At 56.9% G+C, this 24330-nt stretch carries 20 protein-coding genes; 12 read left to right on the forward strand and 8 right to left on the reverse strand.

Annotation, left to right across the window (positions count from 1 at the left end; translation table 11 throughout):
• Window positions 1–29: 29 nt before the first annotated feature.
• Window positions 30–212 carry a Flp family type IVb pilin gene (locus RSQ48_RS12700; protein WP_059318064.1) on the reverse strand — a complete coding sequence of 61 codons (183 nt, stop codon included), beginning with the start codon at window positions 210–212 and terminating at the stop codon, window positions 30–32.
• Between the two features lie 683 nt (window positions 213–895).
• On the opposite strand from RSQ48_RS12700, the gene RSQ48_RS12705 reads away from it, so the two are divergent.
• The 7 genes from RSQ48_RS12705 to RSQ48_RS12735 all read left to right on the forward strand — a co-directional run bounded on the left by RSQ48_RS12705 (window position 896) and on the right by RSQ48_RS12735 (window position 11386).
• Complete coding sequence (locus RSQ48_RS12705; RefSeq protein ID WP_230406185.1) at window positions 896–2647, forward strand: ShlB/FhaC/HecB family hemolysin secretion/activation protein; 1752 nt, start codon at window positions 896–898, stop codon at window positions 2645–2647.
• A 333-nt stretch (window positions 2648–2980) separates the two neighbouring features.
• Window positions 2981–4705 (forward strand): collagen-like triple helix repeat-containing protein, encoded by a 1725-nt coding sequence (locus RSQ48_RS12710; RefSeq protein ID WP_415301854.1) that lies wholly within the window; start codon window positions 2981–2983, stop codon window positions 4703–4705.
• Window positions 4702–5292 carry a MarR family winged helix-turn-helix transcriptional regulator gene (locus RSQ48_RS12715; RefSeq protein ID WP_003801147.1) on the forward strand — a complete coding sequence of 197 codons (591 nt, stop codon included), beginning with the start codon at window positions 4702–4704 and terminating at the stop codon, window positions 5290–5292. The genes RSQ48_RS12710 and RSQ48_RS12715 overlap by 4 nt, the downstream gene beginning before the upstream one ends.
• A gap of 232 nt (window positions 5293–5524) precedes the next feature.
• On the forward strand, window positions 5525–7402 hold the full coding sequence (locus RSQ48_RS12720) for a collagen-like triple helix repeat-containing protein (RefSeq protein WP_415301855.1): 1878 nt from the start codon (window positions 5525–5527) through the stop codon (window positions 7400–7402).
• A 290-nt stretch (window positions 7403–7692) separates the two neighbouring features.
• A complete protein-coding gene (locus tag RSQ48_RS12725; protein WP_157784354.1) occupies window positions 7693–7839 on the forward strand; it encodes a hypothetical protein in 147 nt (48 codons plus the stop codon).
• A gap of 12 nt (window positions 7840–7851) precedes the next feature.
• A complete protein-coding gene (locus RSQ48_RS12730; protein WP_003803326.1) occupies window positions 7852–8376 on the forward strand; it encodes a MarR family winged helix-turn-helix transcriptional regulator in 525 nt (174 codons plus the stop codon).
• A 172-nt stretch (window positions 8377–8548) separates the two neighbouring features.
• The gene (locus RSQ48_RS12735; RefSeq protein WP_415301856.1) at window positions 8549–11386 is read left to right on the forward strand and encodes a M16 family metallopeptidase; all 2838 of its coding nucleotides are present in this window, start codon (window positions 8549–8551) and stop codon (window positions 11384–11386) included.
• Window positions 11387–11479: 93 nt separating this feature from the next.
• On the opposite strand, the gene dnaJ is transcribed toward RSQ48_RS12735, so the two are convergent.
• The 5 genes from dnaJ to hrcA all read right to left on the reverse strand — a co-directional run bounded on the left by dnaJ (window position 11480) and on the right by hrcA (window position 17698).
• A complete protein-coding gene (dnaJ, locus tag RSQ48_RS12740) occupies window positions 11480–12613 on the reverse strand; it encodes a molecular chaperone DnaJ (RefSeq protein ID WP_003803324.1) in 1134 nt (377 codons plus the stop codon).
• 102 nt (window positions 12614–12715) lie between these two features.
• Window positions 12716–14641 carry a molecular chaperone DnaK gene (gene dnaK, locus RSQ48_RS12745; RefSeq protein WP_003803323.1) on the reverse strand — a complete coding sequence of 642 codons (1926 nt, stop codon included), beginning with the start codon at window positions 14639–14641 and terminating at the stop codon, window positions 12716–12718.
• 188 nt (window positions 14642–14829) lie between these two features.
• Window positions 14830–15420, reverse strand: coding sequence for a nucleotide exchange factor GrpE (gene grpE, locus RSQ48_RS12750; RefSeq protein WP_003803322.1), 591 nt, complete (start codon window positions 15418–15420; stop codon window positions 14830–14832).
• A gap of 113 nt (window positions 15421–15533) precedes the next feature.
• Window positions 15534–16619 carry a ferrochelatase gene (hemH, locus tag RSQ48_RS12755; RefSeq protein WP_240209382.1) on the reverse strand — a complete coding sequence of 362 codons (1086 nt, stop codon included), beginning with the start codon at window positions 16617–16619 and terminating at the stop codon, window positions 15534–15536.
• Between the two features lie 65 nt (window positions 16620–16684).
• Entirely contained in the window at window positions 16685–17698 is a 1014-nt protein-coding gene (gene hrcA / locus RSQ48_RS12760) for a heat-inducible transcriptional repressor HrcA (RefSeq protein ID WP_003803319.1), read from the reverse strand.
• A 127-nt stretch (window positions 17699–17825) separates the two neighbouring features.
• Here hrcA and RSQ48_RS12765 point away from each other — a divergent pair, with 127 nt between their 5' ends.
• On the forward strand, window positions 17826–18725 hold the full coding sequence (locus tag RSQ48_RS12765; RefSeq protein ID WP_003803315.1) for an NAD kinase: 900 nt from the start codon (window positions 17826–17828) through the stop codon (window positions 18723–18725).
• 6 nt (window positions 18726–18731) lie between these two features.
• The gene (gene recN / locus RSQ48_RS12770; RefSeq protein ID WP_003803314.1) at window positions 18732–20381 is read left to right on the forward strand and encodes a DNA repair protein RecN; all 1650 of its coding nucleotides are present in this window, start codon (window positions 18732–18734) and stop codon (window positions 20379–20381) included.
• 184 nt (window positions 20382–20565) lie between these two features.
• Here the strand turns inward: recN and fur are convergent, their stop codons facing one another.
• The gene (gene fur / locus RSQ48_RS12775) at window positions 20566–21021 is read right to left on the reverse strand and encodes a ferric iron uptake transcriptional regulator (protein ID WP_003803312.1); all 456 of its coding nucleotides are present in this window, start codon (window positions 21019–21021) and stop codon (window positions 20566–20568) included.
• A gap of 146 nt (window positions 21022–21167) precedes the next feature.
• Here fur and RSQ48_RS12780 point away from each other — a divergent pair, with 146 nt between their 5' ends.
• The 3 genes from RSQ48_RS12780 (at window position 21168) to RSQ48_RS12790 (ending at window position 23578) form a co-directional block, all read left to right on the forward strand.
• Window positions 21168–21635: an outer membrane protein assembly factor BamE gene (locus tag RSQ48_RS12780; RefSeq protein WP_230406187.1), complete on the forward strand. Its 468-nt coding sequence runs from the start codon at window positions 21168–21170 to the stop codon at window positions 21633–21635.
• 25 nt (window positions 21636–21660) lie between these two features.
• The gene (gene dapB / locus RSQ48_RS12785; RefSeq protein WP_415301857.1) at window positions 21661–22452 is read left to right on the forward strand and encodes a 4-hydroxy-tetrahydrodipicolinate reductase; all 792 of its coding nucleotides are present in this window, start codon (window positions 21661–21663) and stop codon (window positions 22450–22452) included.
• Window positions 22453–22759: 307 nt separating this feature from the next.
• Entirely contained in the window at window positions 22760–23578 is an 819-nt protein-coding gene (locus RSQ48_RS12790) for a sterol desaturase family protein (protein ID WP_003803307.1), read from the forward strand.
• Between the two features lie 14 nt (window positions 23579–23592).
• Here the strand turns inward: RSQ48_RS12790 and RSQ48_RS12795 are convergent, their stop codons facing one another.
• Window positions 23593–24315: a GntR family transcriptional regulator gene (locus tag RSQ48_RS12795; RefSeq protein WP_003803305.1), complete on the reverse strand. Its 723-nt coding sequence runs from the start codon at window positions 24313–24315 to the stop codon at window positions 23593–23595.
• Window positions 24316–24330: the final 15 nt, after the last annotated feature.

The following is a 24330-nucleotide window of genomic DNA, read 5'->3' on the forward strand; positions in this document are numbered from 1 at the left end:
TTTAATTGGCTGATGCTCAAACAATCGCCCTACTCGGCTTCTGCAGCAGAAGTCAGCTCAGTAGATATCCTTGTAAACAAACCCTTCAAATCTCCACTTAGGGTGCTCAAAACACCAATGATCGCCACAGCGATCAGGCCAGCGATCAAGCCATACTCGATAGCGGTCGCACCGTCTTCGTCTTTCCAGAATTGCTGAAGTTGAGTCTTCATGACTGTCCCCATGTAAAAAGAAAAAAGCACCCTCAAGCGCGAGGGTCAGATACCCCTGAAGGCACAAAACGTTGCCAAATCCGGCAACAACCACTGCGAACTGTTATCAATTTTTGTATTTTTCCGTTGAAATCATCTTAAACCTTCGTATGTCTATGTTTTTACTAGGGTTTACGTGTAACAGCCGTCAAATACACAAACGAATTCTAGCCTAAAGATACGAAAAACGCATGATTGTGTATTTACAACAGCCAAAATCCCATGAAAAAAGGCTAAAAAACCGCTAATTTGAAACCTTTTCTTACCTGAAATGTGTCTAAATTTGATAATGTTACCGTTTTTATCATTTCAAAATGCAACAGAAAATGCTGCTCCTGTTCCCTGACAGGACACGCTGATGACACTTTAATTACTTGGAAGAAAGTAACTTTTTCTTTTGGGCTTGCGGCGGAAGTGAGCCATTTTGCAGCGCCGCAAGTAGACGTGAATACAGCCATAAAGGACTGTTTGCCAACACCCTAAATCAGGCCTATTTTTTTTACGTTTCAAAATGTAATATTTGCGGTCTTTTAAATCACTATGTGGAAATAGATTGTTTTCAAACAGCAAAAAGTGACAGCGAAGTTAAACTACGGCACAGTAGAAAAAAGCGCCCGATTTTCAGCGAATAATGATTAATGCAAATGAATGACAAGCACCCCGTATCACTGGCCTTCCTTAGAAAAAAAAATCCCAGCCTGATTGCGAGCGTGGGATGCATGATGGGCCTGGCAGCGACAAGTCCGGCTAGCTGGGCAGACGCGCCCCTGCGGGGTAACCCCGTCGACGCGTTGCCGCCCATCAGCGCACCAGCCCCCAGGACGACTACGCCGTCTTTAAGCATCCCCCCCGCCGCGGCACAAAACCAACTTCAACAACAACTCCAGCAGCAAGTGCTCGTTCGCAGCTTTGACGTCAGTGGCAGTCGCAGCATCCCCTTTGAACAGATCACGGCCATTCTGGAGCCGCTGGCGGGCAAAACACTGACCATTGCCCAGTTGATCAACGAAGTGAACAAGATCACTGCGCTTTATCAACAAAAAGGCTACCCGCTGTCCTTTGCTGTCTTGCAGCAACAAGACTTCGCGCAAGGTCACATCAAGGTTACGGTCGTGGAAGGCCATGTTGGCAGTGTCCGCATTGAAGGCGATCCGGGCCGCAGCCGGGCGCGGATCGAACGCATTGCCCAGGCGATGGTGGACGAAAAGCCGCTGACCCAACGCACGCTGGAGCGCACCATGAACTTGCTGCGCACCGTGCCTGGCCTGAAGATCGACCCCAAGCTGGACATGCCTGTGCGCACGGATGGCGCCTCCGAGCTGCTGATAGAGGCTCAACACAAATCATTTAGCGCAAATGCCAGTATCGCGGAGATGGGGTCCAGCAAACAGGCGCTGGTGCAACTGAGCGCCAACAGCCTGACCCCCTTGGGAGAAGAGCTCAAGCTGACCGCCGCCATTCCCACCGGCCCCGAAGACGTCAAATACGTCAGCGGCAATCTGACCATCCCTCTTAACGGCAACGGTCTGAACCTGGAAATAGACGGCTACCACTATCGCTCCGAGCCACGCGACGAAGTCCTGGAAAGACAGGGCTGGAATCGCAAGGTTATCAACGAGCGCATCGGCGCAGCCATCAGCTACCCCTTCATTCTGAACAATCAGCGCAGCCTCAAAGGTACGGCCGGCTTTTATGCCAGCCGGTCTCTGGACGATTACACCCACAAAACGCTGGACAATGTCTGGATCGAAAACACCACCGATGTACGCGCATTGAAGGCCGAGCTGCGCTATACCGATGCCTCGGCCCGACAGTCGCGGGAACTGAACCTGGGGGTATACAAGGGCTTGGACGCCATGGGCGCTCGTAAATCCTTGAACACGTACTTGCAGCGTGACGCCGAATCCGATCTGGACCTGGATTTCACCCGCTGGACCGCTTCCTTCAGACAGAATCTGGCCTTGCCGGGACAATTTGGCATGAGCTTTTCTGCCAGTGGCCAATACAGCTCCAATGTCCTGCCCAATTCCGAACAGATCTCGTTTGGCGCATGGCGACACGGCTACGGGTATCCCCAAGGTGAACTGGCCGGTGACAAAGGCCTGGGCGCGACCTTGGAAATCAATCGTCGTTTTACCAACTCCTCGCGCTGGCTCAATAGCATCCAACCCTATATCGCTTATGACTGGGCACGCGCCTGGTATAACCTGGATCGCCTGAACAGCTACAACAACCGTGAATTGCGATCGGCAGCCATTGGGGTACGGCTGTCCAATAACAAGCATTACTTGTTTGATATCAACGTGGCAAAACCGCTGGGAGATTTGCCGGTCAATTCCGACCAACGAAAACTACGGTTGAACACGAATTTCCTGTTCTTCTACGACGGCTTTTAAAGTCGAGCCGTTGGCCGGACACATGTTTTTTCTCAGGCCATCGCAAGATGGCCTTTTTTTGTATTCCATCGAGCCATTTTTTAGGCTCAGGTGTTACGAAAAACGTTACGTAACAGGAACAGAACAAAGCGTTAAAACCGGGCTACCCCCCTCTTATCCAGGCTTAAAAACCACACACCAGCGTGCCTGAAAACACAAAAACCAAGCACAAGCCAATGATTTAAAACCAAAAAACAAAAAACAAAACCATACACAATAAATTGGCACTATTTTTGCTTAAAGACTGACAACAGCCCTTGAAGGGCGTGCTTACACTTCAAACCGGAGTCAGTCATGAAAGCAAGGAATTCAGCAAGAAACGCCTCAAGCCAACGCAACTTGCAACGTGCGCTTGTCGCGACATTGATCATCAGCGCTACCGTTCTGGCCGGATGCTCCTCACGCGGCGGCGTGCGTGATGGTCTGGACCTGTCGGCTCGCCCGCCGGCTATCGATCCCAACCTGCCCACACCCGGCGACGGGGGCACAGGAGGCGGCGGCGATGGTGGTGGTGGCAACAACGGCGGAGGGGACAACGGCGGTGGTAACAACGGCGGCGGCAAAGACAACAGCCTGACCCAAAATGCGTTGGGTAATCTGGGCCAGGCAGTCGACAACGTGGTTCCCCTGAATCTGAGCAAGACAGGCAATCAACTGGGCGAAACACTCGATGGCGCATTGAAACCGGTTACGGATATCGTGACCGACACAAGCCGTACTGTCGGTAGTGTGACCGGACTGGGTCAGCCTGTTAATGGACTGACTCAACAAGTCGGCGGAGTAGTGACCAATCTGGGCGACCAATTGGGCAAGACCGACCTGCCGCTGAATCTGGGTGAAGGTGCAGGCGGCCTGCTCTCTCATCTGGGTCAAGCCGTCGGATCGGTTGGCGGGTTGCTGGTAAATGACCCGCAAAATCTCAACCCGCTGGGCAACACACTGCACCACGCCACCAAGGGCGTAGAAGTCCTGACCGGTTCTTTGCTGGGTGAGGGCAGTCTCCTGCATCCCCTGACCGCTCAACTGGGACTGGGTGGTCTCTTGCTGGCAGAAGAAGGGGAACCGGTGCTCAAACCGGCCTTGGGCAATGTCGGACAAACCGTAGATAACATTTTGCCTCTGGGCCTGAACCCCATTTTAGGTGACGTGGGCGGCGCTCTGGACAATACCGTTGCACCGGTGGTCGCTACCGTCACCAATGTGACTCAGCAAGTCGGCGACGGTCTGGGCGTCGGGCAGCCTATCAATGCCCTGCTTGGCGGCGTGGGTAGTGCTTTGGGGAATGTAGGCAGCCAATTGGACCATGCTGCGCCGTTGGGGCTGGGTGGTGTGGTAGGTCATCTGGGCCAGGCCGTGGCTTCAGCAGGTGGTTTGCTACACCACACAGACAGCAACACCAATCCCTTGGGTAACACCCTGAATCACGCTACCCAGGCGGTTGCCTCCCTGACAGGCGGGCTGGGCGGACTTACGGGTGGAGACGGAGGTGGCCTACTAGCTCCTGTAACTGGCCTGCTGGGCGGGCTGGGTGGCGGCGAAGCTGCTAATGGCGGTTTGCTCGCACCCGTGACCAACCTGGTCGGCGGGCTGACGGGCGGACTGGCCGGCGGTGACGCAGCCAACGGCGGTTTGCTCGCGCCAGTGACCAACCTGGTCGGCGGGCTGACGGGCGGACTGGCCGGCGGTGACGCAGCCAACGGCGGTTTGCTCGCACCCGTGACCAACCTGGTCGGCGGGCTGACGGGCGGACTGGCTGGCGGTGACGCAGCCAACGGCGGTTTGCTCGCACCCGTGACCAACCTGGTCGGCGGGCTGACGGGCGGACTGGCTGGCGGTGACGCAGCCAACGGCGGTTTGCTCGCGCCAGTGACCGGTTTGGTCGGTGGGCTGGTTGGTGGCCTGACAGGCTCGGTCAGTGCCCCGGCCAATACTGGCGAGAGCGGCGCTCAAGCCAATGGAGGATTGCTCTCACCCGTCACCGGCCTGGTCGGTGGCTTGCTCGGAGGTGGCCGCAAATGATGAATAAAGTCATGAATCCGGTAAGTTTGCCGGTCAACTTTCACCCAGGTACATCAGGCGCAGGCAGCCGTTCCAACTGGTCCTCCCACGATGAACAGCAACACATGCTGTCAGAAAAGATGTTGATGGATCTGGGCAAAATGCTGGGCCGTCAGTTCACCATTTATGCAGAGGCCCTGAAAGCCAGTCTGGCCGAACAGGCCAATATGCCCCTGAATGATTTCAAGGCCTTGGAATACATCATGGAGTTCGATGCCCTGCCAACAGGACAACTGGCACACCTGATGGACTTAAGCGCCAGTGGCGTCAGCGCCCTGATTAATCGCCTGGAGCACAAAGGATACATCACCCGCGGTCGCCACCCCTTGGACAAGCGGGTCATTGCCCTGCACCCGGTCATGGACAAATGTCGCGAAGTCCTTGCCGTGAAAGAGCGTGCCATCAATCAAGCGATCAACACGGCGGCCAGCCAGAATCCCGCCCAACTGATCGCCATGTATGACTTTTTGGTCGACAGCATGAGCACCTTCCGACAAAACACCAAAGCATGGCTGGATGCGAAGGCACTGGTACCGCGGTCCTCCTGAACCTGTTGCCACGCCTTTAAGAACCGCTGCTTGTCAGCGGTTCTTTTTTTGTTACGTAACACGTTCCTCCCAAGCGCCGAAACCCGTAACAAATAGCCCTCTTTTTTTCTCGTACTTTGCACCAAACCGAGCATCGATGCGGGTTTCATAAAACCAAGAAAATTGGCATGCGAATTGCTTGAACCTCAACCAAGAAGCAAGCAGGTACCCCGATCATTTATTGGAGCAAGCAATGCATAACAATACAGACAGCAAGAAACCAGGCCTTCGCCTGACCATCCTAGCCACCTTGATGGCCAGTACTCTGGCTTTAACCGCCTGCGGCAGCCTAAGCGGCGGCGGTTCTTCGGGAGGCTCTGACAATTCCATCCCAACCAATCCAGACACAGGCAACGGAGGTGGTACAGGCGGCGGTGGTGACAACGGCGGTGGTGACAACGGCGGTGGCGACAACGGCGGTGGTGATAACGGCGGTGGTGATAACGGCGGCGGTGACAACGGCGGTGGCGACAACGGCGGTGGTGACAACGGCGGCGGTAATCCTCGCACTCCCGGACCACTGGAAACCACGCTCAACAATGTCGGTGAAGCAGTCGATAACGTGCTGCCGGTAGGCTTGCAAGATACAGGAGCAGGCTTGGGCCAAGCACTGGATACCGTCGTCGCCCCGGTTGTGGATACTGCCACAGGCCTGACCCAACAAGTTGGAGGTGCCACAGGTTTGGGCGAGCCCGTCAATAATCTGCTGGGGCAGACGGGCGGCGTGGTCGTCAATCTAGGCGAGCAACTGGGTAATACCGGCCTGCCACTAAACCTGGGTCAAGGTGTGGGCGGTCTGTTGACCGGGCTGGGCAATGCGGTGGGCAGCGCGGGTGGTTTGCTGCATGCAGACGCCAGCAACCCGAAGCCATTGACCGCCGTGCTAGGTCATGCGACAGGAGGGGTTGCCGCATTGACCGACTCCTTGTTGGGTGAAGGCAGCCTGCTCTATCCATTGACGGGTCAGTTGGGTTTGGGTGGCCTGCTGGACGGCACAGACGCCGCTCCCATTCTTGAGCCATCACTGGCGAATGTAGGCCAGACGGTAGACAACATCCTGCCCCTTGGACTGAACCCCATTCTGGGCAATGTCGGCCAGACTCTGGATACCGTCGTTGCTCCAGTCGGCGCAACGGTCACTCATGTGACGCAACAAGTCGGTGACGGCCTGGGCGTGGGCCAACCCATCAACGCCCTGCTAGGCGGCGTGGGCAGCGCCCTGGCTAATGTGGGCACGCAGCTAGATGGCGCTGCCCCTGTGGGGCTGGGCGGTGTTGTGGGTCATCTGGGCCAGGCAGTCGCCTCGGTGGGCGGACTGGTTCACCAAACCGATAGCAACACGAACCCCCTGGGTAATACCCTCAACCACGCGACACAAGCCGTTGCCTCTTTAACCGGTGGTCTGACTGGCAATGGTGACGGCGGCTTGCTTTCGCCTGTAACCGGCTTGCTGGGCGGGCTGACGGGCGGTTTGGGTGGCGGTGATGCCGCCAATGGTGGCTTGCTCGCCCCTGTCACCAATCTGGTCGGTGGCCTGACGGGCGGTTTGGCCGGTGGTGATGCCGCCAATGGTGGCTTGCTCGCCCCTGTCACCAATCTGGTCGGCGGGCTGACCGGCGGTTTGGCCGGTGGTGATGCCGCCAATGGTGGCTTGCTCGCCCCTGTCACCAATCTGGTCGGCGGCCTGACGGGCGGTTTGGCCGGTGGTGATGCCGCCAATGGTGGCTTGCTCGCCCCTGTCACCAATCTGGTCGGGGGCCTGACGGGCGGTTTGGCCGGTGGTGATGCCGCCAATGGTGGCTTGCTCGCCCCTGTCACCAATCTGGTCGGCGGGCTGACCGGCGGTTTGGCCGGTGGCGATGCTGCCAATGGTGGCTTGCTCGCTCCTGTGACAGGCTTGGTCGGTGGCTTGACGGGAGGACTGCTGGGTGGGACAAGCGTCTCGGTTGACGTGGGAGCTTCGGGCAGCGTGGACGCGGGCGGTCCCGCTACTGCAGGCAACAACAATGGCGGCCTGCTGGCACCGGTAACCGGTTTGCTGGGCGGCTTGCTCGGTAGCGGGCCTCGCTAAACCAGAGGAAGGGGCGCATCCCGCCCCTTCCTTCAAAAGCTCATCCATTTCTCATGGAGTAAGTCATGACTCGCAGAAGACACAGGCATTATGAATCTGGCAGACTTGGCTTACTCAGCCCAAGGATTACCTTCTTGACAGCATTTGCCAGCTTGGCAAGACAGGCTGCCAAGTCATCACTCACACCCGGCACGGTGAGCATGACAACGGCTGTCACAACGCTCCGTACAGGGGCCGCTTCCCCCTCTTTCGCACACACTAAACAAACCTGGTCCATCAGGGGCCAGCTCATGGTCGCCCCAGCATCCAGTCCCCAGCAGTCCGCTGCTCTTGCCCACTCTGTCCGCTGCGTATCGGGCGCTCCTGACGGCGACCCTGCTCTTTACCACAAGCGTCTGACACCCTTTACCGGTTTGCTGGGTGCGCCCCCACGCTAAGGATATATGCGTATGCCCAATAAACAGCCCCTGACAACCGTGTGGACCGAGCCAGAAGCAAGGGACGAAGTTTTGTCAGGGCATATGCAAAACGATATCGTGCGCATGATGTTGCGCCAGTTTGATGTCTACCTGGAAGCAAACAAGCACCAGTTGGCACGAGCCGCTGGTTTGAGTCTGAATGAGTACAAGGCCCTGGAGTTTGTGCTGGAACTCAAACCCCTGTCTCCGGGGAGGCTGGCCCAATTACTGGATCTGAGCCCCAGCGGCACTCAAGCCTTGATTACCCGACTGGAAAACGCAGGTTACTTGCTGCGCAAGCCCCATCCGCGCGACGGACGCATGACCAGCCTGTATCCCAACCAGGAACGCTGCAAGCGCTTGATGGGCGACATGGATTTACCCGCGCAGCAGGTCATGCAGGCCGCGGCACACTACAACCCTAAACAAATCACCGCTCTTTACGAATTTCTTCTTAAAAGTCTTGAGCATCTGCGTCAGGATGCCCTGGACAGGCTCAAGCACAAAACCACCTAGGGGTGCCGTTTTCTTGCTGTTTTGCCCACCAGCCACCACTGGTGGGCTTTTTTTTTGACAGAACAAACTTTTTGCAGGGATTGCCGCCTACCCAGCTAAACGGCCCCATGCTACAAAAGACACTGGTCGGCCTGGCTGGCTTATTTCTCGCTAAAACCGTAAGGATGTGTTCATGAAACTCTCTGTACTGATTGCCGCCCTGCGCCTGCGCCATCTTGCAGGAGCTGCGCTGCTGTCAAGTTCACTGGCCGCTTATGCGCTACCCCCTGGCCTGGCCCAAGGCCCCTCTGTCGAAGGCGTTACGCAATATACGCTGGACAATGGTCTGCGCCTTGTTCTGGCCCCTGACGATTCCAAACCTACGACCACCGTCAACATGACCTATCTGGTCGGCTCACGGCACGAGAATTATGGGCAGACCGGCATGGCGCACTTGCTCGAGCACATGCTGTTTCGCGGCACGCCCACCTTGCGCAATGCGTTAGGGGAGTTCTCCAAGCGTGGTCTGGAGGCCAATGGCACCACCTCCAGTGACCGTACCAATTACTTTGCCAGTTTCGCTGCCGATCCTGAAACCTTGAAATGGTATCTGGACTGGCAGGCCGATGTCATGGTCAACGCCCTGATCGACAAGCAGGATCTGGAAGCAGAAATGCCCGTGGTGCGCAATGAAATGGAAAGCGGCGAGAACAGTCCTTTCCGGGTGCTGATGCAAAAGCTCACTGCCGCCGCTTATCAATGGCATAGCTATGGCAAGACCACCATTGGCGCACGATCGGACGTAGAGAACGTAGACGTAGAACAACTGCGCAAGTTCTATCACGACTACTATCAGCCTGATAACGCCGTACTCTTTGTAACCGGGCAGTTCGATACGGACCAGACCCTGGAGAACATCGCCAAGGCCTTTGGCTCCATCCCCAAACCCACCCGCCACTTGCGCCCGGAATACACGGTCGAACCCGTGCAAGATGGCACGCGTACGGTGACCTTGCGTCGCCAGGGCGGCACGCCGCTGATCATGTCGCTCTATCATCTGCCCAGCGCCGCCAGCCCGGACTATATGAACCTGAGCCTGGGCATCAGTGCCTTGGGTGACACACCTAGTGGCCAGCTTTACAAGAACCTGGTCAACAACAATCTGGCTACCAGCGTATTTAGCTTTGACTCCGAAAATCACGATCCAGGCTACGCCCTGTTTGGTGCGGAACTCAAGTCCGATATGGACCCGCAAAAAGCCTTAAAGGTCATGAATGAAACGGTGGAAGGTGTCGCCAAGTCCCCACTGAAAGAGGCGGACCTGGAACGCGTGCGCAGCCAGTGGCTGACGGGCTGGACGCAAACCTACGCCAATCCCTCACGCCTGGCCAGCGCCTTGTCCGAGGCAGCGGCCAGCGGCGACTGGCGTTTGTTCTTTCTACAGCGTGATCGGGTAGAAGACGCTAAGCTACCACAAGTGCAAAAGGCCTTGGAAACCTGGCTGGTGGCCAGCAACCGCAGCAATGGCTTGTACATTCCCACCGACAAACCGGTACGTGCTCCTGAGGCCACACCAGTGGATGTCGCCAGGCTGGTGCAGGATTACACCGGCAAGGACAGCGGCAAAGCCGTCGAAGCGTTTGATCCCAGCCCAGCAAACATCATGGCTCGCACTGATTTGCAGCCCCTGTCCTTAGGCAAGGATCTGGGCGAAGTCAAAATGGCACTGCTTCCCAAAGCGACCCGCGCCGAGCGTGTCGAGGCCCGAATGTCCTTCAAGTTTGGCTCGCCTGAGCAACTGAAAAACCAGAGCGCCACAGCCGCGGCAGTGGCCAGTCTGCTAAGCACCGGCACCAAAAAGCTCAACCGGGAACAGATTTCCGACCAGTTTACGGCCATGCAAACCCAGTTCAGCACTAGCGGCTCCAATGGCCGTCTGTATCTGAGCCTGTCGTCCAACCGCGAAAATCTGCCCAAGGCCATTGCGCTGGCACTGGACGTGCTGCGCGAGGCAAACTTCCCGGAGGACGAACTGAAGAAATACCAGCAGGCCGTCGTTACGGACCTGAAATCGGCCAGCACCGAGCCGGCTGCCCTGGCAAGCCAAACCATTGAACGCTACACCAACCCCTGGCCCAAAGACGATATCCGCTACACCCCTACTTTTGAAGAAGGGATAGAGCGGGTGCAGGCCGTCACCCTCAAACAGGTACGGGATTTCCATCAGAAATTTTATGGAACAGGCGATGTCGCCTTTAGCGCCGTGGGTGACTTTGACGAGGAGCAGGTTCGCAAGGCTCTGTCGGACGGTTTGAAAGGATGGCGTAAAGCGCCGACGTATCAACGGCCGGACGACCCGCTGCACCCTGTCCCGCCCAAGGTATTCGATATCAATACGCCGGACAAAGCCAACGCCTTTTATCTGGCTGAACTGGGCCTGAAGCTGCAAGATACCGACGCTGACTTCCCGGCCGTCTATCTGGCGAATTACTTGCTGGGCCTGTCGGAAACCTCGCGTCTGTGGAATCGTGTGCGGGTGGAGGATGGCCTGTCCTACAACGTACGCAGCCAGCTCGATGCGTCCAGCTATGAGCCCCATGGCTCCTGGACGGTCTACGCCATCCACGCTCCCACCAACAGCGAAAAACTGGGCAACACCATTAATGAGGTGCTGAACCAGACACTGAAGGACGGTTTTAGCGAACAAGAGGTCAAGGAAGGCATCACTGCCCTGTTGAACTATCGCCGCCTCTCGCGCAGTCAGGATGCTGTGGTTAGCAGTGCCTGGTTGAACTACCTGGATCTGGGCCGCAGCTTTGAATGGTCCGAGAAAATGGATCAGGACCTGCAAAAACTCGATGCTCAACAGGTCAACGCAGCCTTGCGCAAATATCTGAAACCTCAGGACATGGTGGTTGCCATTGCCGCCGACCATGAGCGTCAGAAAGACGATGTTGCACCTGCAACAAAGACGGCGACAGACGTCCCGGACAACACTGCTGAACCGGCCCTGATGGAGGCCCAACCCTAAGAGGCAGGATGGGTCCTGAAGCCGTCCTGAACAGAAAGAAAAAAGCCCGGTACAGCAGTACCGGGCTTTTTATTTCGCTATGCCTTGGAGGACTCAGGAAAAGAAACTTTTTACCTTGTCCGTCCAGGACTCACTTTTGGGCGAGTGCTTGACACCTCCATCATTGAGAGCCTGTTCAAACTGACGCAGCAATTTCTTTTGCTCTTCGTTCAGGCGTACAGGCGTCTCGATCTGAATGTGACAATACAAGTCACCGGGGTAACTGGAACGCAGGCCCTTGATCCCCTTGCCACGCAAGCGGAAGGTCTTGCCCACCTGAGTACCTTCAGGGATGGTGATTTCACCTCGTCCAGTCAGCGTAGGCACCTCAACGGTGCCGCCCAAGGCGGCGGTCGTAAAGGGGATGGTCAGCTCGCAATGCAGATCCTCGCCGTCACGCTGGAAGATTCCGTGCGGCTTGATGCGGATTTCCACATACAAGTCACCGGGTGGCCCACCGTTCACGCCCGGTTCGCCATTGCCGCTGGAACGGATGCGCATACCGTCATCAATACCGGCAGGAATCTTGACCTGCAAGGTTTTGGTCTTCTTGACCTTGCCCTCGCCGTGGCACACCACGCAGGGATCAGGAATTTCCTTGCCGCTACCGTGACAGGTTGGGCAGGTTTGCTGCATGCTGAAAATACCCTGCTGCATACGAACCGCGCCACTGCCCTGGCAGGTGCGACACGTCTGTGCCGACGTCCCAGGCTTGGCACCCGTACCCGAGCAAGTATCGCAGTTTTCCCAGCTTGGTACTCGAATTTCCGTATCAAAACCGGCAGCCGCCTGCTCCAGGCTGATATCGAGCGAATAGCGCAAATCCGCGCCGCGGTAAACCTGAGGGCCACCGCCACGGCGCCCACCGCCACCACCGAAGATCTCGCCAAAAATATCACCAAAGGCGTCTGCAAATCCGGCCCCGCCCATGCCGCCACCCATACCGCCCATGCCAGCGTTGGGATCGACTCCGGCATGACCATAGCGGTCATAGGCTTCGCGCTTCTGTTCATCGGACAGGATTTCGTACGCTTCCTTGGCTTCCTTGAACTTTTCCTCGGCGTCCTTGCTATCCGGATTACGGTCAGGGTGGAACTTCATGGCCAGCTTGCGATACGCCTTGCGGATTTCATCCTGCGTCGCATTTTTGGCCACACCGAGAATTTCGTATAAATCGCGTTTTGCCATGATTGATTAACGACGTCCAAACGCCGCTGTTTGAATAATAATGCCCGATCTCCAGCGTAAGCCGCCAAAGATCGGGCCAGGGAACCTTACTCAGGCTCGCAATTACTGATCGCGTTTGACTTCTTTAAAGTCAGCGTCGACCACGTTCTCGTCGGCGGGCTGCTGAGCCGTCGCTTCCGCACCTTGTTGTGCAGCGGCTTGGGCCTGCATGTCGGCGTACATCTTCTCGCCCAGTTTCTGCGAGGCCACGCCCAGCGCTTCCACCTTGGCGTCGATCGCTTCCTTGTCACCGTCTTTCAGCGTTTCTTCCAGATCGGCGATCGCCTTTTCGATGGCTTCTTTCTCTGCAGCTTCCAACTTGTCGCCGTAGTCCGTCAAGGACTTGCGGGTCGAGTGGATCAGGGCTTCAGCCTGGTTGCGCGCCACTGCCAGTTCCGCGATGCGGTGGTCTTCTGCCGCGTTGATCTCGGCATCTTTCACCATGCGCTCGATCTCCTCATCGGACAAACCGGAGTTCGCCTTGATGGTGATCTTGTTTTCCTTGCCCGTACCCTTGTCTTTGGCGGATACATGCAAGATACCGTTGGCGTCGATGTCGAAGGTCACTTCAATCTGTGGCAGGCCACGTGCTGCTGGTGGAATGCCTTCCAGGTTGAACTCGCCCAATGCCTTGTTACCAGCAGCGATTTCACGCTCACCCTGGAACACCTTGATGGTCACGGCAGGCTGGTTATCATCAGCCGTGGAGAACACCTGCGAATGACGCGTAGGAATCGTGGTGTTCTTCTGGATCATCTTGGTCATGACACCACCCAGGGTTTCAATCCCCAGGGACAGCGGGGTCACGTCCAGCAGCAGAACGTCAGTGCGGTCGCCCGACAGCACAGAACCTTGAATCGCGGCACCGGCAGCAACCGCCTCATCTGGGTTGATGTCTTTGCGAGGATCGCGGCCAAAGAACTCTTTAACACGTTCCTGTACCTTGGGCATGCGGCTCATGCCACCGACCAGGATCACGTCGTCGATTTCCGAAACCTTCACACCAGCATCCTTAATGGCTACGCGGCAAGGCTCGATCGTGCGTTCGATCAGGTCCTCAACCAGCGCTTCCAGCTTGGCGCGGGTGATCTTCAGGTTCAAGTGCTTAGGACCGGAAGCATCAGCCGTGATGTAAGGCAGGTTGATTTCGGTCTGCTGCGTCGAAGACAGCTCGATCTTGGCTTTCTCAGCGGACTCTTTCAGGCGCTGCAAGGCCAGCACGTCTTTGGACAGATCAACGCCGCTTTCCTTCTTGAACTCGGCAATGATGTAGTCAATGATGCGCTTGTCAAAGTCCTCGCCACCCAGGAAGGTGTCACCGTTGGTCGAGAGCACTTCAAACTGCTTCTCACCGTCGATGTCGGCGATTTCGATGATGGACACGTCAAACGTGCCGCCACCCAAGTCGTAAACAGCGATCTTGCGGTCACCTTTGTCAGCCTTGTCCAGACCGAAAGCCAAGGCAGCAGCAGTAGGCTCGTTGATGATGCGCTTGACGTCCAGGCCAGCAATACGGCCGGCGTCCTTGGTTGCCTGACGCTGGCTGTCGTTAAAGTAAGCAGGCACGGTAATGACGGCCTCGGTTACTTCTTCGCCCAGGTAGTCTTCGGCGGTTTTCTTCATTTTGCGCAAGATGTCGGCAGACACTTGCTGAGGAGCCATCTTCTTGCCTTGAGCTTCCACCCAGGCGTCACCGTTGTCGGCAGCGACAATGGTGTAAGGCACGTGTTCAATATCTGTTTGAACTGCCTTTTCAGTGAACTTACGACCGATCAAACGCTTGACCGCGAAGATGGTGTTGGCAGGGTTGGTAACCGCCTGGCGTTTGGCTGGAGCGCCAACCAGGATTTCGCCATCCTGCATGTAAGCCACGATGGAAGGCGTTGTGCGACCGCCTTCGGCATTTTCGATAATACGAACCTGGTCGCCATCCAACACCGATACACAGCTATTGGTGGTTCCAAGGTCAATACCAATGATTTTGCCCATGATTTTTTACCTGACTAAAAGATTGATTGCGAAAGCAAATTATTCGATGAAATGCATATGGGGAAAGGTACGTGCATTTCAAGAGCCACTGCCTTAATTTTTTTCACTGGGCAAGCGGCAGGTCCGAAGCAAGCACGCAAATGCGTCTATATTCTGGACGGCCTGCCGGCCCAGTTTGCCAGGCGCGATTACTTGGGCGCCGACACCATCACCAAGGCAGGACGCAAAACCCGGTCCGAAATGGTGTAGCCTTTTTGCAGCAGCTGGGCCACCGCGCCTTCTTCAAACTCCGAGGGCACAGCCGAAATGGCCTGATGCAGGTGTGGATCAAACTTGTCCCCGGCTTGCGGTGCCACTTCTTTCAAGCTATTGCGCTCGAAGGCCTTGTTCAACTGGCGCAACGTGGTTTCCACGCCTTCCTTCCAGGCCTCCGGGGTTTGCTCGGTCTGGGCCAGAGCGGCTTCCAGACTGTCGCGCACCGGAATCAGGCTTTCAGCGAAAGACTCGGTACCGAACTTGCGGGCTTTGGCCACATCGTCGTCCGCACGGCGGCGGATGTTTTCCACTTCGGCCTTGGCACGCAACAACTGGTCGTAGTACTGCGACACTTTTTCCTGAGCCTGGGCCAACTCGGTCGCCAGATCAGCTGGGTTTTCCTCGGGCTGCTGGGCCAAAATCTCTGGCTGGTCCTGCTCGACAGCGCCCTGTTGTGCCTGTTCAGGCGTGTTTTCCGTCACTTCCCCGTCCAGAGGCTTATTGGGATCGGCATGTGTAGCCATTCGATGTATCTCCACTACAGAATTCGTTGATCGCATAAAAATGGGGGCATCTGCCCCCAGTTCAAGACCCGCGTTCGTATTTTGCTGAGCTGAGCCTGAAACACTGCCTCATCCTAACGGGCGGGCACCAGACGACTGGGCAGCCAGCCGCCCAAGTGCTGCACGGCCAGCCGTCCCAGGCCCTCTATCCACTGGGGATCGTCATTCAGACAAGGGATGTAATGAAACTGGCCGCCCCCTTCTTGCAGAAAGGCGTCTCGACACTCCACCTGGATCTCCTCCAGGGTTTCCAGGCAGTCGGCCACAAAGCCGGGGCAAACCGCATCCACGCGCCCCACACCCTGCTTGCCCCATTCACGCAAAGTCGGCTCGGTGTACGGCTCGAGCCAACGCTCCGCACCAAAGCGGCTTTGAAACGCCATATGCACCTCTACGCCGGGCTCATCGAGCGCGGCACGCAAGGCATTGGTCGTTTCACGACAATCCCGGTAATACGGGTCACCCAGTTCCACGCAACGGCGCGGCAAGCCATGAAAGCTCAACAACAAGCGCTCGGGCTTGCCGTGCTCATCCCAGTAACGACGGATCTTGGCCGCCAGCGGGCCGATATAATCCGGATGGGTGTGGTAGCGCTTGATAAAGCGCAATTCAGGCTGATTGCGCTGTTTGGCCAGATGCCCGGCCACGCAATCCACGGCGGTCGCGGTGGTGCTGGCGGCATATTGGGGATACAGCGGCAGGCCCAAGATGCGTTCGCAACCGGCCGCTTTCAACTTATCCAGCCCACTGGCAATGGACGGGTTGCCATAACGCATGCCCAGCTCCACCTTGACATCATGGCCTTGCGCCTGCAGCAGCGCCTGCAATCCATCGGCCTGCGCCTGGCTGTAAACCAGCAACGGCGCGCCCTGCGGCAACCAGATATCCTGATAACGCGGGACCAGCTTGCGCGGGCGCAGCGGCAAAATGAACAGGCGCAGAATAATTTGCCAAAGAGGCTGAGGGATTTCGATCACCCGGGGGTCCGACAGGAACTCGCCCAGATAACGGCGGATGGACGCAGCATCAGGCTGATCGGGCGTACCCAGGTTAAGCAGCAAAATACCGACAGGCCCGGCCGGTCTGACCGGAGCCTGGGCATTGAACATATCGGCATCCTTTGCTTCGGGCAAATAAGGAGAGGCAAACAACTTGGGCATGATTTGATTAATACCTTAGACAGCCAGCGAACCTTGCGCCTACCAACAGGTTAAAGGTCTATCCATTAACTGGCCGAGTGATGGCTCAGGGCATTGGACAATAGCCGGGCTGTAATGTCTACGATCGGAATCACACGATCATACGCCATCCGTGACGGCCCGATCACACCCAGCGTGCCCACGACTTTACCGTCCACCCCATACGGTGCGGTAATCACGGAGACATCGTCCAGCGGCAGGAGCTGGGAGTCGCCACCAATATAAATCTGCACCCCTTCAGCCTGGCTGGACACATCCAGCAGATGCAGCAGATCGGTTTTTTTCTCGAACAGGGAAAACAGGCGGCGAAGCCTGTCCATATCCGCCACCATTTCAGTGACGTTCAGCAACTTGCTCTCGCCTGCAATCACCACCGCTTCCTCGCTGTCGGGTTGGTGACTGCCAACATCCACGGCTTGTTGCATGAGGCGCGAGATATCCAGCTGCAAAGAGCTGAGCTCTTTTGACAAAGCCAGCTTGACGGCCTCAAAGGACATGCCCGAAAAATGCTGGTTGAAAAAATTGCTGGCCTCGATCAGTTCCTGTTCCAGATAGTCGCGCGGCACAAACAGGATACGGTTTTGCACATCCCCATCCGGGGTGACGATAATCAGCAACACCCGCTTGTCGGACAAACGGATAAATTCAATTTGCCGAAAGGTCTGTGCTTTTTTGGGTGCCAGAACCACGCCGGCGAATTGCGACAGGTTCGATAGCAGGGACGCGGCGGAACTGACCGCACGGTTGGGTTCATCAAAGGGCAGGTACTGGCTGAGATTGCGGGCATCGGGGCGCTCAAAACGCTCGGCTGCCAGCAGACGGTCCACAAACAAGCGGTAGCCTTTAGGCGTGGGGATGCGCCCCGCCGAGGTGTGAGGACTGTGAATCAGGCCCAGACCCTCCAGTTCCGCCATCACATTACGAATCGTGGCCGGAGAAAAATCAAAAACGGTCGATAAGGTGCGAGACCCCACCGGCTGACCATCGGCGATGTAACGCTCGATCAGCACCTTCAACAAGGCATTTGCTCTGTCATCCATGTCGCGTACGTCACTTAAAAACACCAGCTCTGCATGATAAAGGGGAGAATCTTACAGCCAAGCCTAGAGTGGCAACTCTATAATCCACTGATCGCCATTATTTCATTAATCATAAGGTTTTCGCCCCATGCATTTCAAAACGGTTGCCATTGTTGGTAGATACCAGGACTGTGGCTTGGATGCGCCCATCCGGTCGCTGGCCAACACCCTGGTCAACACGGGCTGCTCAGTACTAATTGAGGCTACAACCGCCCAAAATGCCGGTATAACCGAATTTCCCATCGGCGATTATGCCCAGATCGGCCAGCGCGCCGATCTGGCGATCGTGATGGGCGGGGATGGCACCATGATAGGCGCTGCACGCGAATTAGCCCACAGCAAGGTCCCCCTGATCGGCATTAACCATGGCCGCCTGGGCTTTATTACCGACATTCCCTTGAATGATGCCAACGAGGCCTTGCTCAGTGTTCTGAAAGGCGAGTACGACATTGAAGAACGCTCCATGCTGGAAGGCCGCGTGGTGCGTGACGGAGAAGTGCTGTACTCGGGCGTGGCCCTGAACGATGTGGTCATCAACCGCGCCGGACGTGGCGGCATGATCGAGCTGCGTGTGGAGCTGGATGGCGTTTTCATGTACCGACAGCGATCGGACGGCCTGATCATTTCCACCCCCACCGGCTCAACCGCTTATGCCCTGGCGGCCAGTGGCCCCTTGCTGCACCCGTCGCTGAAAGCCTTTCTGCTGGTGCCGGTCGCCCCGCAAACCCTGTCGAACCGCCCCATTGTGCTGCCCGATACCGGCACCCTGAATTTGACCATTACGGCCCTGGGTCGGGTGGAAACCGGCGGCAGCGTGCACTTTGATATGCAAACCTGGTCGGACTGCCAGCAGGGAGACCGGATTGATGTGCGCCGCTCCCAGGACACCAGCCGCTTTATCCACCCCAAGGGCTACAGCTTTTTTTCCACCTTGCGCCAGAAGCTGGGCTGGAATCACATCCCTTTGCCTAACGACGAAAACGACTGAACCCCTATGCTCCGTACCTTGCACGTTCGAGACTTTGTAATCGTGGATCAAGCCACGATTGATTTCGACTCCGGCTTCACGGTTTTTTCCGGGGAGACCGGCGCTGGCAAATCCATCCTGATTGACGCCCTCTCACTGGTACTGGGAGCTCGCGGTGACGCCAAAGCCATACGCGAGGGCTGCACCCGTACCGAGGTCAGCGCGCATTTCGATTGCCCGCCCGATATTCAAGGCTGGCTAAGCGAGCGCGACTTCGATGTCTCTGATGAGCTGATACTGCGCCGCCTGATCGACCAGCAGGGTCGCAACCGCAGTTACATCAATGGTGGCGCAGCCACCTTGACCCAGTTGCGTGAACTGGGCGAACTACTGGTCGATATTCATGGCCAGCACGCGCACCAAAGCCTGATGAATCCCCAAAGCCAGTACGACCTGCTCGACAGCCAGGGTGGCCATTTGCCACTGGCACGACAAGTCGCCCAGGCCTGGCAACAACTGAGCCAGGCCCGCAAGGCCGTCGAACAGGCCAGCCAGAGCGCAGAACAGGGCAAACGCGAACAGGAACGCCTGGAATGGCAGATCAATGAGCTCTCCAGCCTGAATCTGCGCCCCGGGGAATGGGATCAGCTGCAGCAGGAACACACTCGCCTGTCCCATGCCCAAGCCCTGATTGATGGCAGTGCCCTGGCCTTGAACGCGCTGGACGGCGAAGAGACCTCGGTACAACAATTGCTGGGCAAAGCCAGTCATGAAATGAGCGCTCTGCTGCGCCACGACCCTGGTCTGCAGGCCATTGTCGATGCCCTGGAGTCGGCGCAAATTGCCGTGACCGAGGCGGCGTCAGACTTGAACAGTTATTTAAGCGATATGGAGCTGGACCCGGAACGCCTGGCTCAGGCGGAGGAACGGGTATCGGCCATTTTCAGTGCCGCTCGCAAACTGAAAGTCGAGCCGCAAGACCTGCCCAGTCTGCTGGAAACCTGGCAAGAACAGCTCGCTCAGCTACAGCAATCTTTTGATTTGCACGCCTTGCAAGCCAGGGCTCGGCAGGCTGAACAGCACTATCAGGAGCTGGGCGGAAAACTGAGCGCGGCACGGCGCAAAACCAGTGTGCAGCTGAGCAAGCAGGTCAGCCAGGCGATGCAGTCCATGGCCATGCAAGGCGGCCGTTTTGAGGTTGCCCTGACCGCCTGCGCCCCGCAGGTTCACGGTCTTGAACAGGTGGAGTTTCTGGTGGCTGGCCATGAAGGGGTCACCCCTCGACCGCTGGCCAAAGTAGCCTCCGGCGGTGAGCTGGCCCGGATATCCCTGGCACTGTCCGTCATCGCCAGCCAGGCGGCTCGTGTGCCCACCTTGATTTTTGACGAAGTAGATACCGGTGTGGGCGGCGCCGTGGCCGAAGTGGTAGGACGATTGCTGCAAGAACTGGGGGCACGCCATCAGGTCTTGTGTGTGACCCACCTGCCCCAGGTCGCTGCTTGCGGCAATCATCATTTAAAGGTCGAAAAAACAAGCGAGCAAGGCCAGACTTTTTCCTCCATCCGCCCCTTGTCTGAACAGGAGCGGGTAGATGAAATTGCCCGTATGCTCGGAGGACTGGAAATTACCCAGACCACGCGTGAACACGCACGAGAAATGCTGGCACGCCAGCGTTGAATTCGTCTTGTCGTTCAATGACAATTTGAACCACCAGCGCCAAAAGCCACTGGTGGTTTTTTTTGTGCCGTCCTGAGCAGCCCTGCAGCCCCGATCTGATTATTCTTTGAATTTTCAGGATGCCTGCCTGGCTATCCTGCCCCCAATCATCAGATTACACGCCTGCGGTCACTATCAAAACGGATTAACCGCGCAAGATAGGCTTGGCCTGTTTGCCCGCTTCCGAACATTTAGGGCAAATGCCATACAACAGCATCGTATGGCTTTCCAGCACAAAACCGTGGTCCTTGGCGACCTGGTGCTGGCGAGCCTCGATATTGCTGTCGGTAAACTCTTCAACCACACCACAATTGGTGCAGATCAGGTGATCGTGATGATCGCCGTCATTGAGTTCAAAGACGGCTTTGCCACCGTCAAACTGGCTGCGCACCAAAATGCCGGCTTGCTCGAACTGGGTAAGCACACGATACACCGTGGCAAGACCAATATCGACTTCTTCGGCGATGAGCAGGCGGTAGACGTCTTCCGCGCTCAGGTGTCGTTGTCCGTCCTGATCGGAGCGGCGAAAAATATCCAGAATCTTCAGGCGCGGAAAAGTCGCCTTAAGCCCCATGTTCTTCAGTTCATTTTGATCGTTCATGGCTAAATTATCGCATCTTGATGGGGATGGATCTCAAGTCCGCCCTGATTAAAAACCAGCTCGTCTTGAGGCGGTTCAATGCGCAATTCATGCGCTTTTTCCTAAACCCTTATATGATAACGATTTTATTCCTACTGGGGCATTTCGTGCAGAAGAAGGCCAATTCATTCACTCCTGTCATCCGCGCCATACTCGCAGCCAGTCTGGCTGCCGCCGCCCTGAGCGCTTGCGGATCTTCCAAATGGGGCTTCCCATACCGCGCCGACATTCAGCAGGGGAACTGGATCACTGCCGAGCAGGTGGCGCGCCTGCAACCCGGGATGACGCGCGAACAGGTTCGCTACCTGCTGGGCTCTCCCACTTTGCAGGACATTTTCAACGCCGACCGCTGGGACTACCCCTACCTGAACAAGCCAGGCTATGGCAAGAGCGAACAACGCAAGTTCACGGTCTGGTTTGAAGGCGATACGCTGGTTCGCTGGCAGGGCGATGAGCAGCCGGATCGCCAGCCTTTCGAGCGCAGCGACACCGGCAAAAAACAGACGCCGCCTCCCGCAGACAGCGATAGTGCCGCCCCCACCCCCAGCGTGAGCGGCTCCCAGCCCACGCTTTAAGCTTTACGTTAAGGACACAGGATTCATGCGCATTGCCATTGCTGGCGCAGACGGCCGTATGGGCCGTATGCTGATTGAAGCTGTCTTGAACAGCACCGACCTGACCCTGGCCGCTGCCTTGGACCACCGCGGCTCCCAAGCAATCGGTCTGGACGCTGGCGCTTTTCTGGGCAAAGAAACGGGCATCATGGTCACGGACGACCTGAACGTTCTGGCCCAGGCCGACTGCCTGATCGACTTCACCCGTCCCGAAGGCACCCTGGCCCATCTGGACGCCTGCCTGCAACACGGCACCCGTCTGGTCATTGGCACCACCGGTTTTTCCGAAACCGAGAAACAGCAGATTCAGGCGGCTGGCCGCGAAATTGCCATTGTCTTTGCGCCCAACATGAGCGTTGGTGTCAATGCCACCCTGAAATTGATCGAAATGGCCGCTGCTTTGCTCCGCCAGGGCTACGACGCCGAGGTATTTGAAGCCCACCACCGCAACAAGGTCGATGCCCCTTCGGGGACCGCACTGGCAATGGGCGAGGCCATCGCCAAGACTTGGGGAGAATCCCTGAATGACGTAGCTGACTGGGCCCGTCACGGCCACACCGGCGTGCGTCAGGACGGCCGCATTGGTTTTTCCGTGGTGCGCGGTGGCGATATTGTGGGCGACCACACCGTATTTTTTTGCGGTGAAGGCGAACGCATCGAGATCTCGCATCGCTCCAGCAGCCGTGCCGGATACGCCAATGGCAGCCTGCGTGCGGCCCGTTTCCTGGGTGATAAAAGCACCGGTCTGTACAACATGCAGGACGTGCTGGGCCTGTAAGTGCCTCACTTGCAAACGCGCTCATAACAAGCCGGCTTTCGAGCCGGCTTTTTTTTCCCTCAAGCGGCGTCTGCCCGGCAAACAGTGTATTGAAAGACGCTTCTTTTCTCACTGATCTGCGCCCCCTTACGGTCTCTTTCTCCCACCCTAAACACGTTTCCAGGCAGGCGCCCACAAGGGCGTGCGCGTTTCAAACGCACTGCGCTGGTGCACCCCCCCTATTTTCCCTGCTTGACGTAAAGAAAAATATCACTAATATGTCAGTTGGATATTCAAAGAATAAACTTTTCTGCAGGAGACAGACAAGATGATGAGCGAACGCCAACGCAAGTTCCGCGAGGAATACAAATCCAATATCAGCCCCGCCTATAACGGTATTGTTCATGTCCTCGTAACGTATGTCGTGGGGCTGGCAGCGATTTACTACAGCATCAGTCAGTTGCAGTCGGTAGGCTGGGAATGGCTGATCATCATCCCCGTCTTTCTGGCGGGCAATTTTGTGGAATGGGCCATGCACCGCTATGTCATGCATCGGCGCATCAACATTATTGGTTTACGGGAAATTTATGAGCGTCACACCCGCCAGCACCACCAATACTTCACCGATAACGAAGCAACCATTGATTCGAGCAAGGAGTTCCGGATCGTCTTTTTCCCTTGGCGAGTCCTGCTCACCCTGGGTATCGGGGGTGGCATCCTGGGCTGGCTGGCCGCTACCCTTATCAACCCCAATGCGGGCTACTTTGTGTTCATGACCATGGTGGCGCAATACCTGGTGTACGAGGCTTTTCACTATTGCTGTCACGTCCATGAAAACAGCTTTGTGCGCAACATGCCCTTTATCAACACCATTCGCCGCCACCATACCGCTCATCACAACCAGGGCATCATGATGAAGTACAACATGAACCTGACCTTCCCCATCGCCGACTGGGCCATGGGCACCACCGATCTGCGCCGTGGTCTGCTGGGCCACCTGTTCAATGGCTACAGCGAAAAACACGTCAAGGAAGAGCTCAAGCCCATTATTCGCCGCTTCCGCTTTGAAGACACGGGTGACACCACCGATGGCCCCGCCCTGAAACAGGAAGAGGCACACGCGCTGGAGCGCGGTCTGGCTAACTAAGACCCCGACCTTGTTTACAAGCTGGAGATCAGCGTCGTGCGAGCGAGCTCTTCAATGTAATCCATCAACCGGTCCAGGCTTTTTCCGGCCTGGTCCACATCACCGCCCGCGATAGTCATGGCCAGATCGGCATGCAGTCTGCCCATTTCCGTCAAGTCCGGGTTTTGCTGATAGTGGCAAAACCAGAATCGGCGGGAAAGGCCGTGAGTCAGGCGCATGGCCCCTTCCGCGAACTCGTTGCGTGCGGCCTCGATTTCCAGCTCATTTAACCGTCGATCTGCCCGGATGAAACTGACTTCATCATTCTGGGCAGCCGCTTCCAGGAAAGCGTCATGCAAGCCCTTGAACTGCTCGCGTTGGTCCCGTGTCGCCCGCTTTGCCGCACTGCGGCAGATCAAGCGTTCGATTTCCCGCCGTGTCTCGATCAGACGCAACTGCTTGGGCATATCCAGCTCGGGAATCAACAGGCCGCGTTGCGGCAACACCAACATCAAGTGTTCACGTGCCAGGCGCTGAATGGCTTCCCGAATGGGGGTGCGGCCAATCTCGAACATCTGGCTCAAGGTCAGCTCCGACACAATGCTGCCCGGCGGCAACTTCAAGGTAATGATGGCTTCTTCCAAGCGCTCGTAAGCAATGTCCGTGAGCTTGGGCTTGGGTTCTGTCAAGGCCTTGATTTCCCGCGTCTCGTCCTGAGACCGCTCCTTTCCCGCTACCTTCCGCTTGCTTGTGACCATGCTAACCCTGCCTTA

The organism is Alcaligenes sp. SJTW-7 (assembly GCF_047716895.1).
In the GTDB taxonomy this organism is placed as follows: domain Bacteria; phylum Pseudomonadota; class Gammaproteobacteria; order Burkholderiales; family Burkholderiaceae_B; genus Alcaligenes; species Alcaligenes ammonioxydans.

What these genes read in the sequence shown, in the direction of transcription:
- dnaK (WP_003803323.1), bottom strand. Translation starts at nt 14,641, where the DNA reads ATGGGCAAAATCATTGGTATTGACCTTGGAACCACCAATAGCTGTGTA.
- RSQ48_RS12725 (WP_157784354.1), top strand. Translation starts at nt 7,693, where the DNA reads ATGGTCGCCCCAGCATCCAGTCCCCAGCAGTCCGCTGCTCTTGCCCAC.
- grpE (WP_003803322.1), bottom strand. Translation starts at nt 15,420, where the DNA reads ATGGCTACACATGCCGATCCCAATAAGCCTCTGGACGGGGAAGTGACG.
- RSQ48_RS12730 (WP_003803326.1), top strand. Translation starts at nt 7,852, where the DNA reads ATGCCCAATAAACAGCCCCTGACAACCGTGTGGACCGAGCCAGAAGCA.
- dapB (WP_415301857.1), top strand. Translation starts at nt 21,661, where the DNA reads ATGCGCATTGCCATTGCTGGCGCAGACGGCCGTATGGGCCGTATGCTG.
- RSQ48_RS12710 (WP_415301854.1), top strand. Translation starts at nt 2,981, where the DNA reads ATGAAAGCAAGGAATTCAGCAAGAAACGCCTCAAGCCAACGCAACTTG.
- recN (WP_003803314.1), top strand. Translation starts at nt 18,732, where the DNA reads ATGCTCCGTACCTTGCACGTTCGAGACTTTGTAATCGTGGATCAAGCC.
- RSQ48_RS12705 (WP_230406185.1), top strand. Translation starts at nt 896, where the DNA reads ATGAATGACAAGCACCCCGTATCACTGGCCTTCCTTAGAAAAAAAAAT.
- hemH (WP_240209382.1), bottom strand. Translation starts at nt 16,619, where the DNA reads ATGCCCAAGTTGTTTGCCTCTCCTTATTTGCCCGAAGCAAAGGATGCC.
- RSQ48_RS12790 (WP_003803307.1), top strand. Translation starts at nt 22,760, where the DNA reads ATGATGAGCGAACGCCAACGCAAGTTCCGCGAGGAATACAAATCCAAT.
- RSQ48_RS12795 (WP_003803305.1), bottom strand. Translation starts at nt 24,315, where the DNA reads ATGGTCACAAGCAAGCGGAAGGTAGCGGGAAAGGAGCGGTCTCAGGAC.
- RSQ48_RS12765 (WP_003803315.1), top strand. Translation starts at nt 17,826, where the DNA reads ATGCATTTCAAAACGGTTGCCATTGTTGGTAGATACCAGGACTGTGGC.
- RSQ48_RS12715 (WP_003801147.1), top strand. Translation starts at nt 4,702, where the DNA reads ATGATGAATAAAGTCATGAATCCGGTAAGTTTGCCGGTCAACTTTCAC.
- dnaJ (WP_003803324.1), bottom strand. Translation starts at nt 12,613, where the DNA reads ATGGCAAAACGCGATTTATACGAAATTCTCGGTGTGGCCAAAAATGCG.
- fur (WP_003803312.1), bottom strand. Translation starts at nt 21,021, where the DNA reads ATGAACGATCAAAATGAACTGAAGAACATGGGGCTTAAGGCGACTTTT.
- RSQ48_RS12735 (WP_415301856.1), top strand. Translation starts at nt 8,549, where the DNA reads ATGAAACTCTCTGTACTGATTGCCGCCCTGCGCCTGCGCCATCTTGCA.
- RSQ48_RS12700 (WP_059318064.1), bottom strand. Translation starts at nt 212, where the DNA reads ATGAAGACTCAACTTCAGCAATTCTGGAAAGACGAAGACGGTGCGACC.
- hrcA (WP_003803319.1), bottom strand. Translation starts at nt 17,698, where the DNA reads ATGGATGACAGAGCAAATGCCTTGTTGAAGGTGCTGATCGAGCGTTAC.
- RSQ48_RS12720 (WP_415301855.1), top strand. Translation starts at nt 5,525, where the DNA reads ATGCATAACAATACAGACAGCAAGAAACCAGGCCTTCGCCTGACCATC.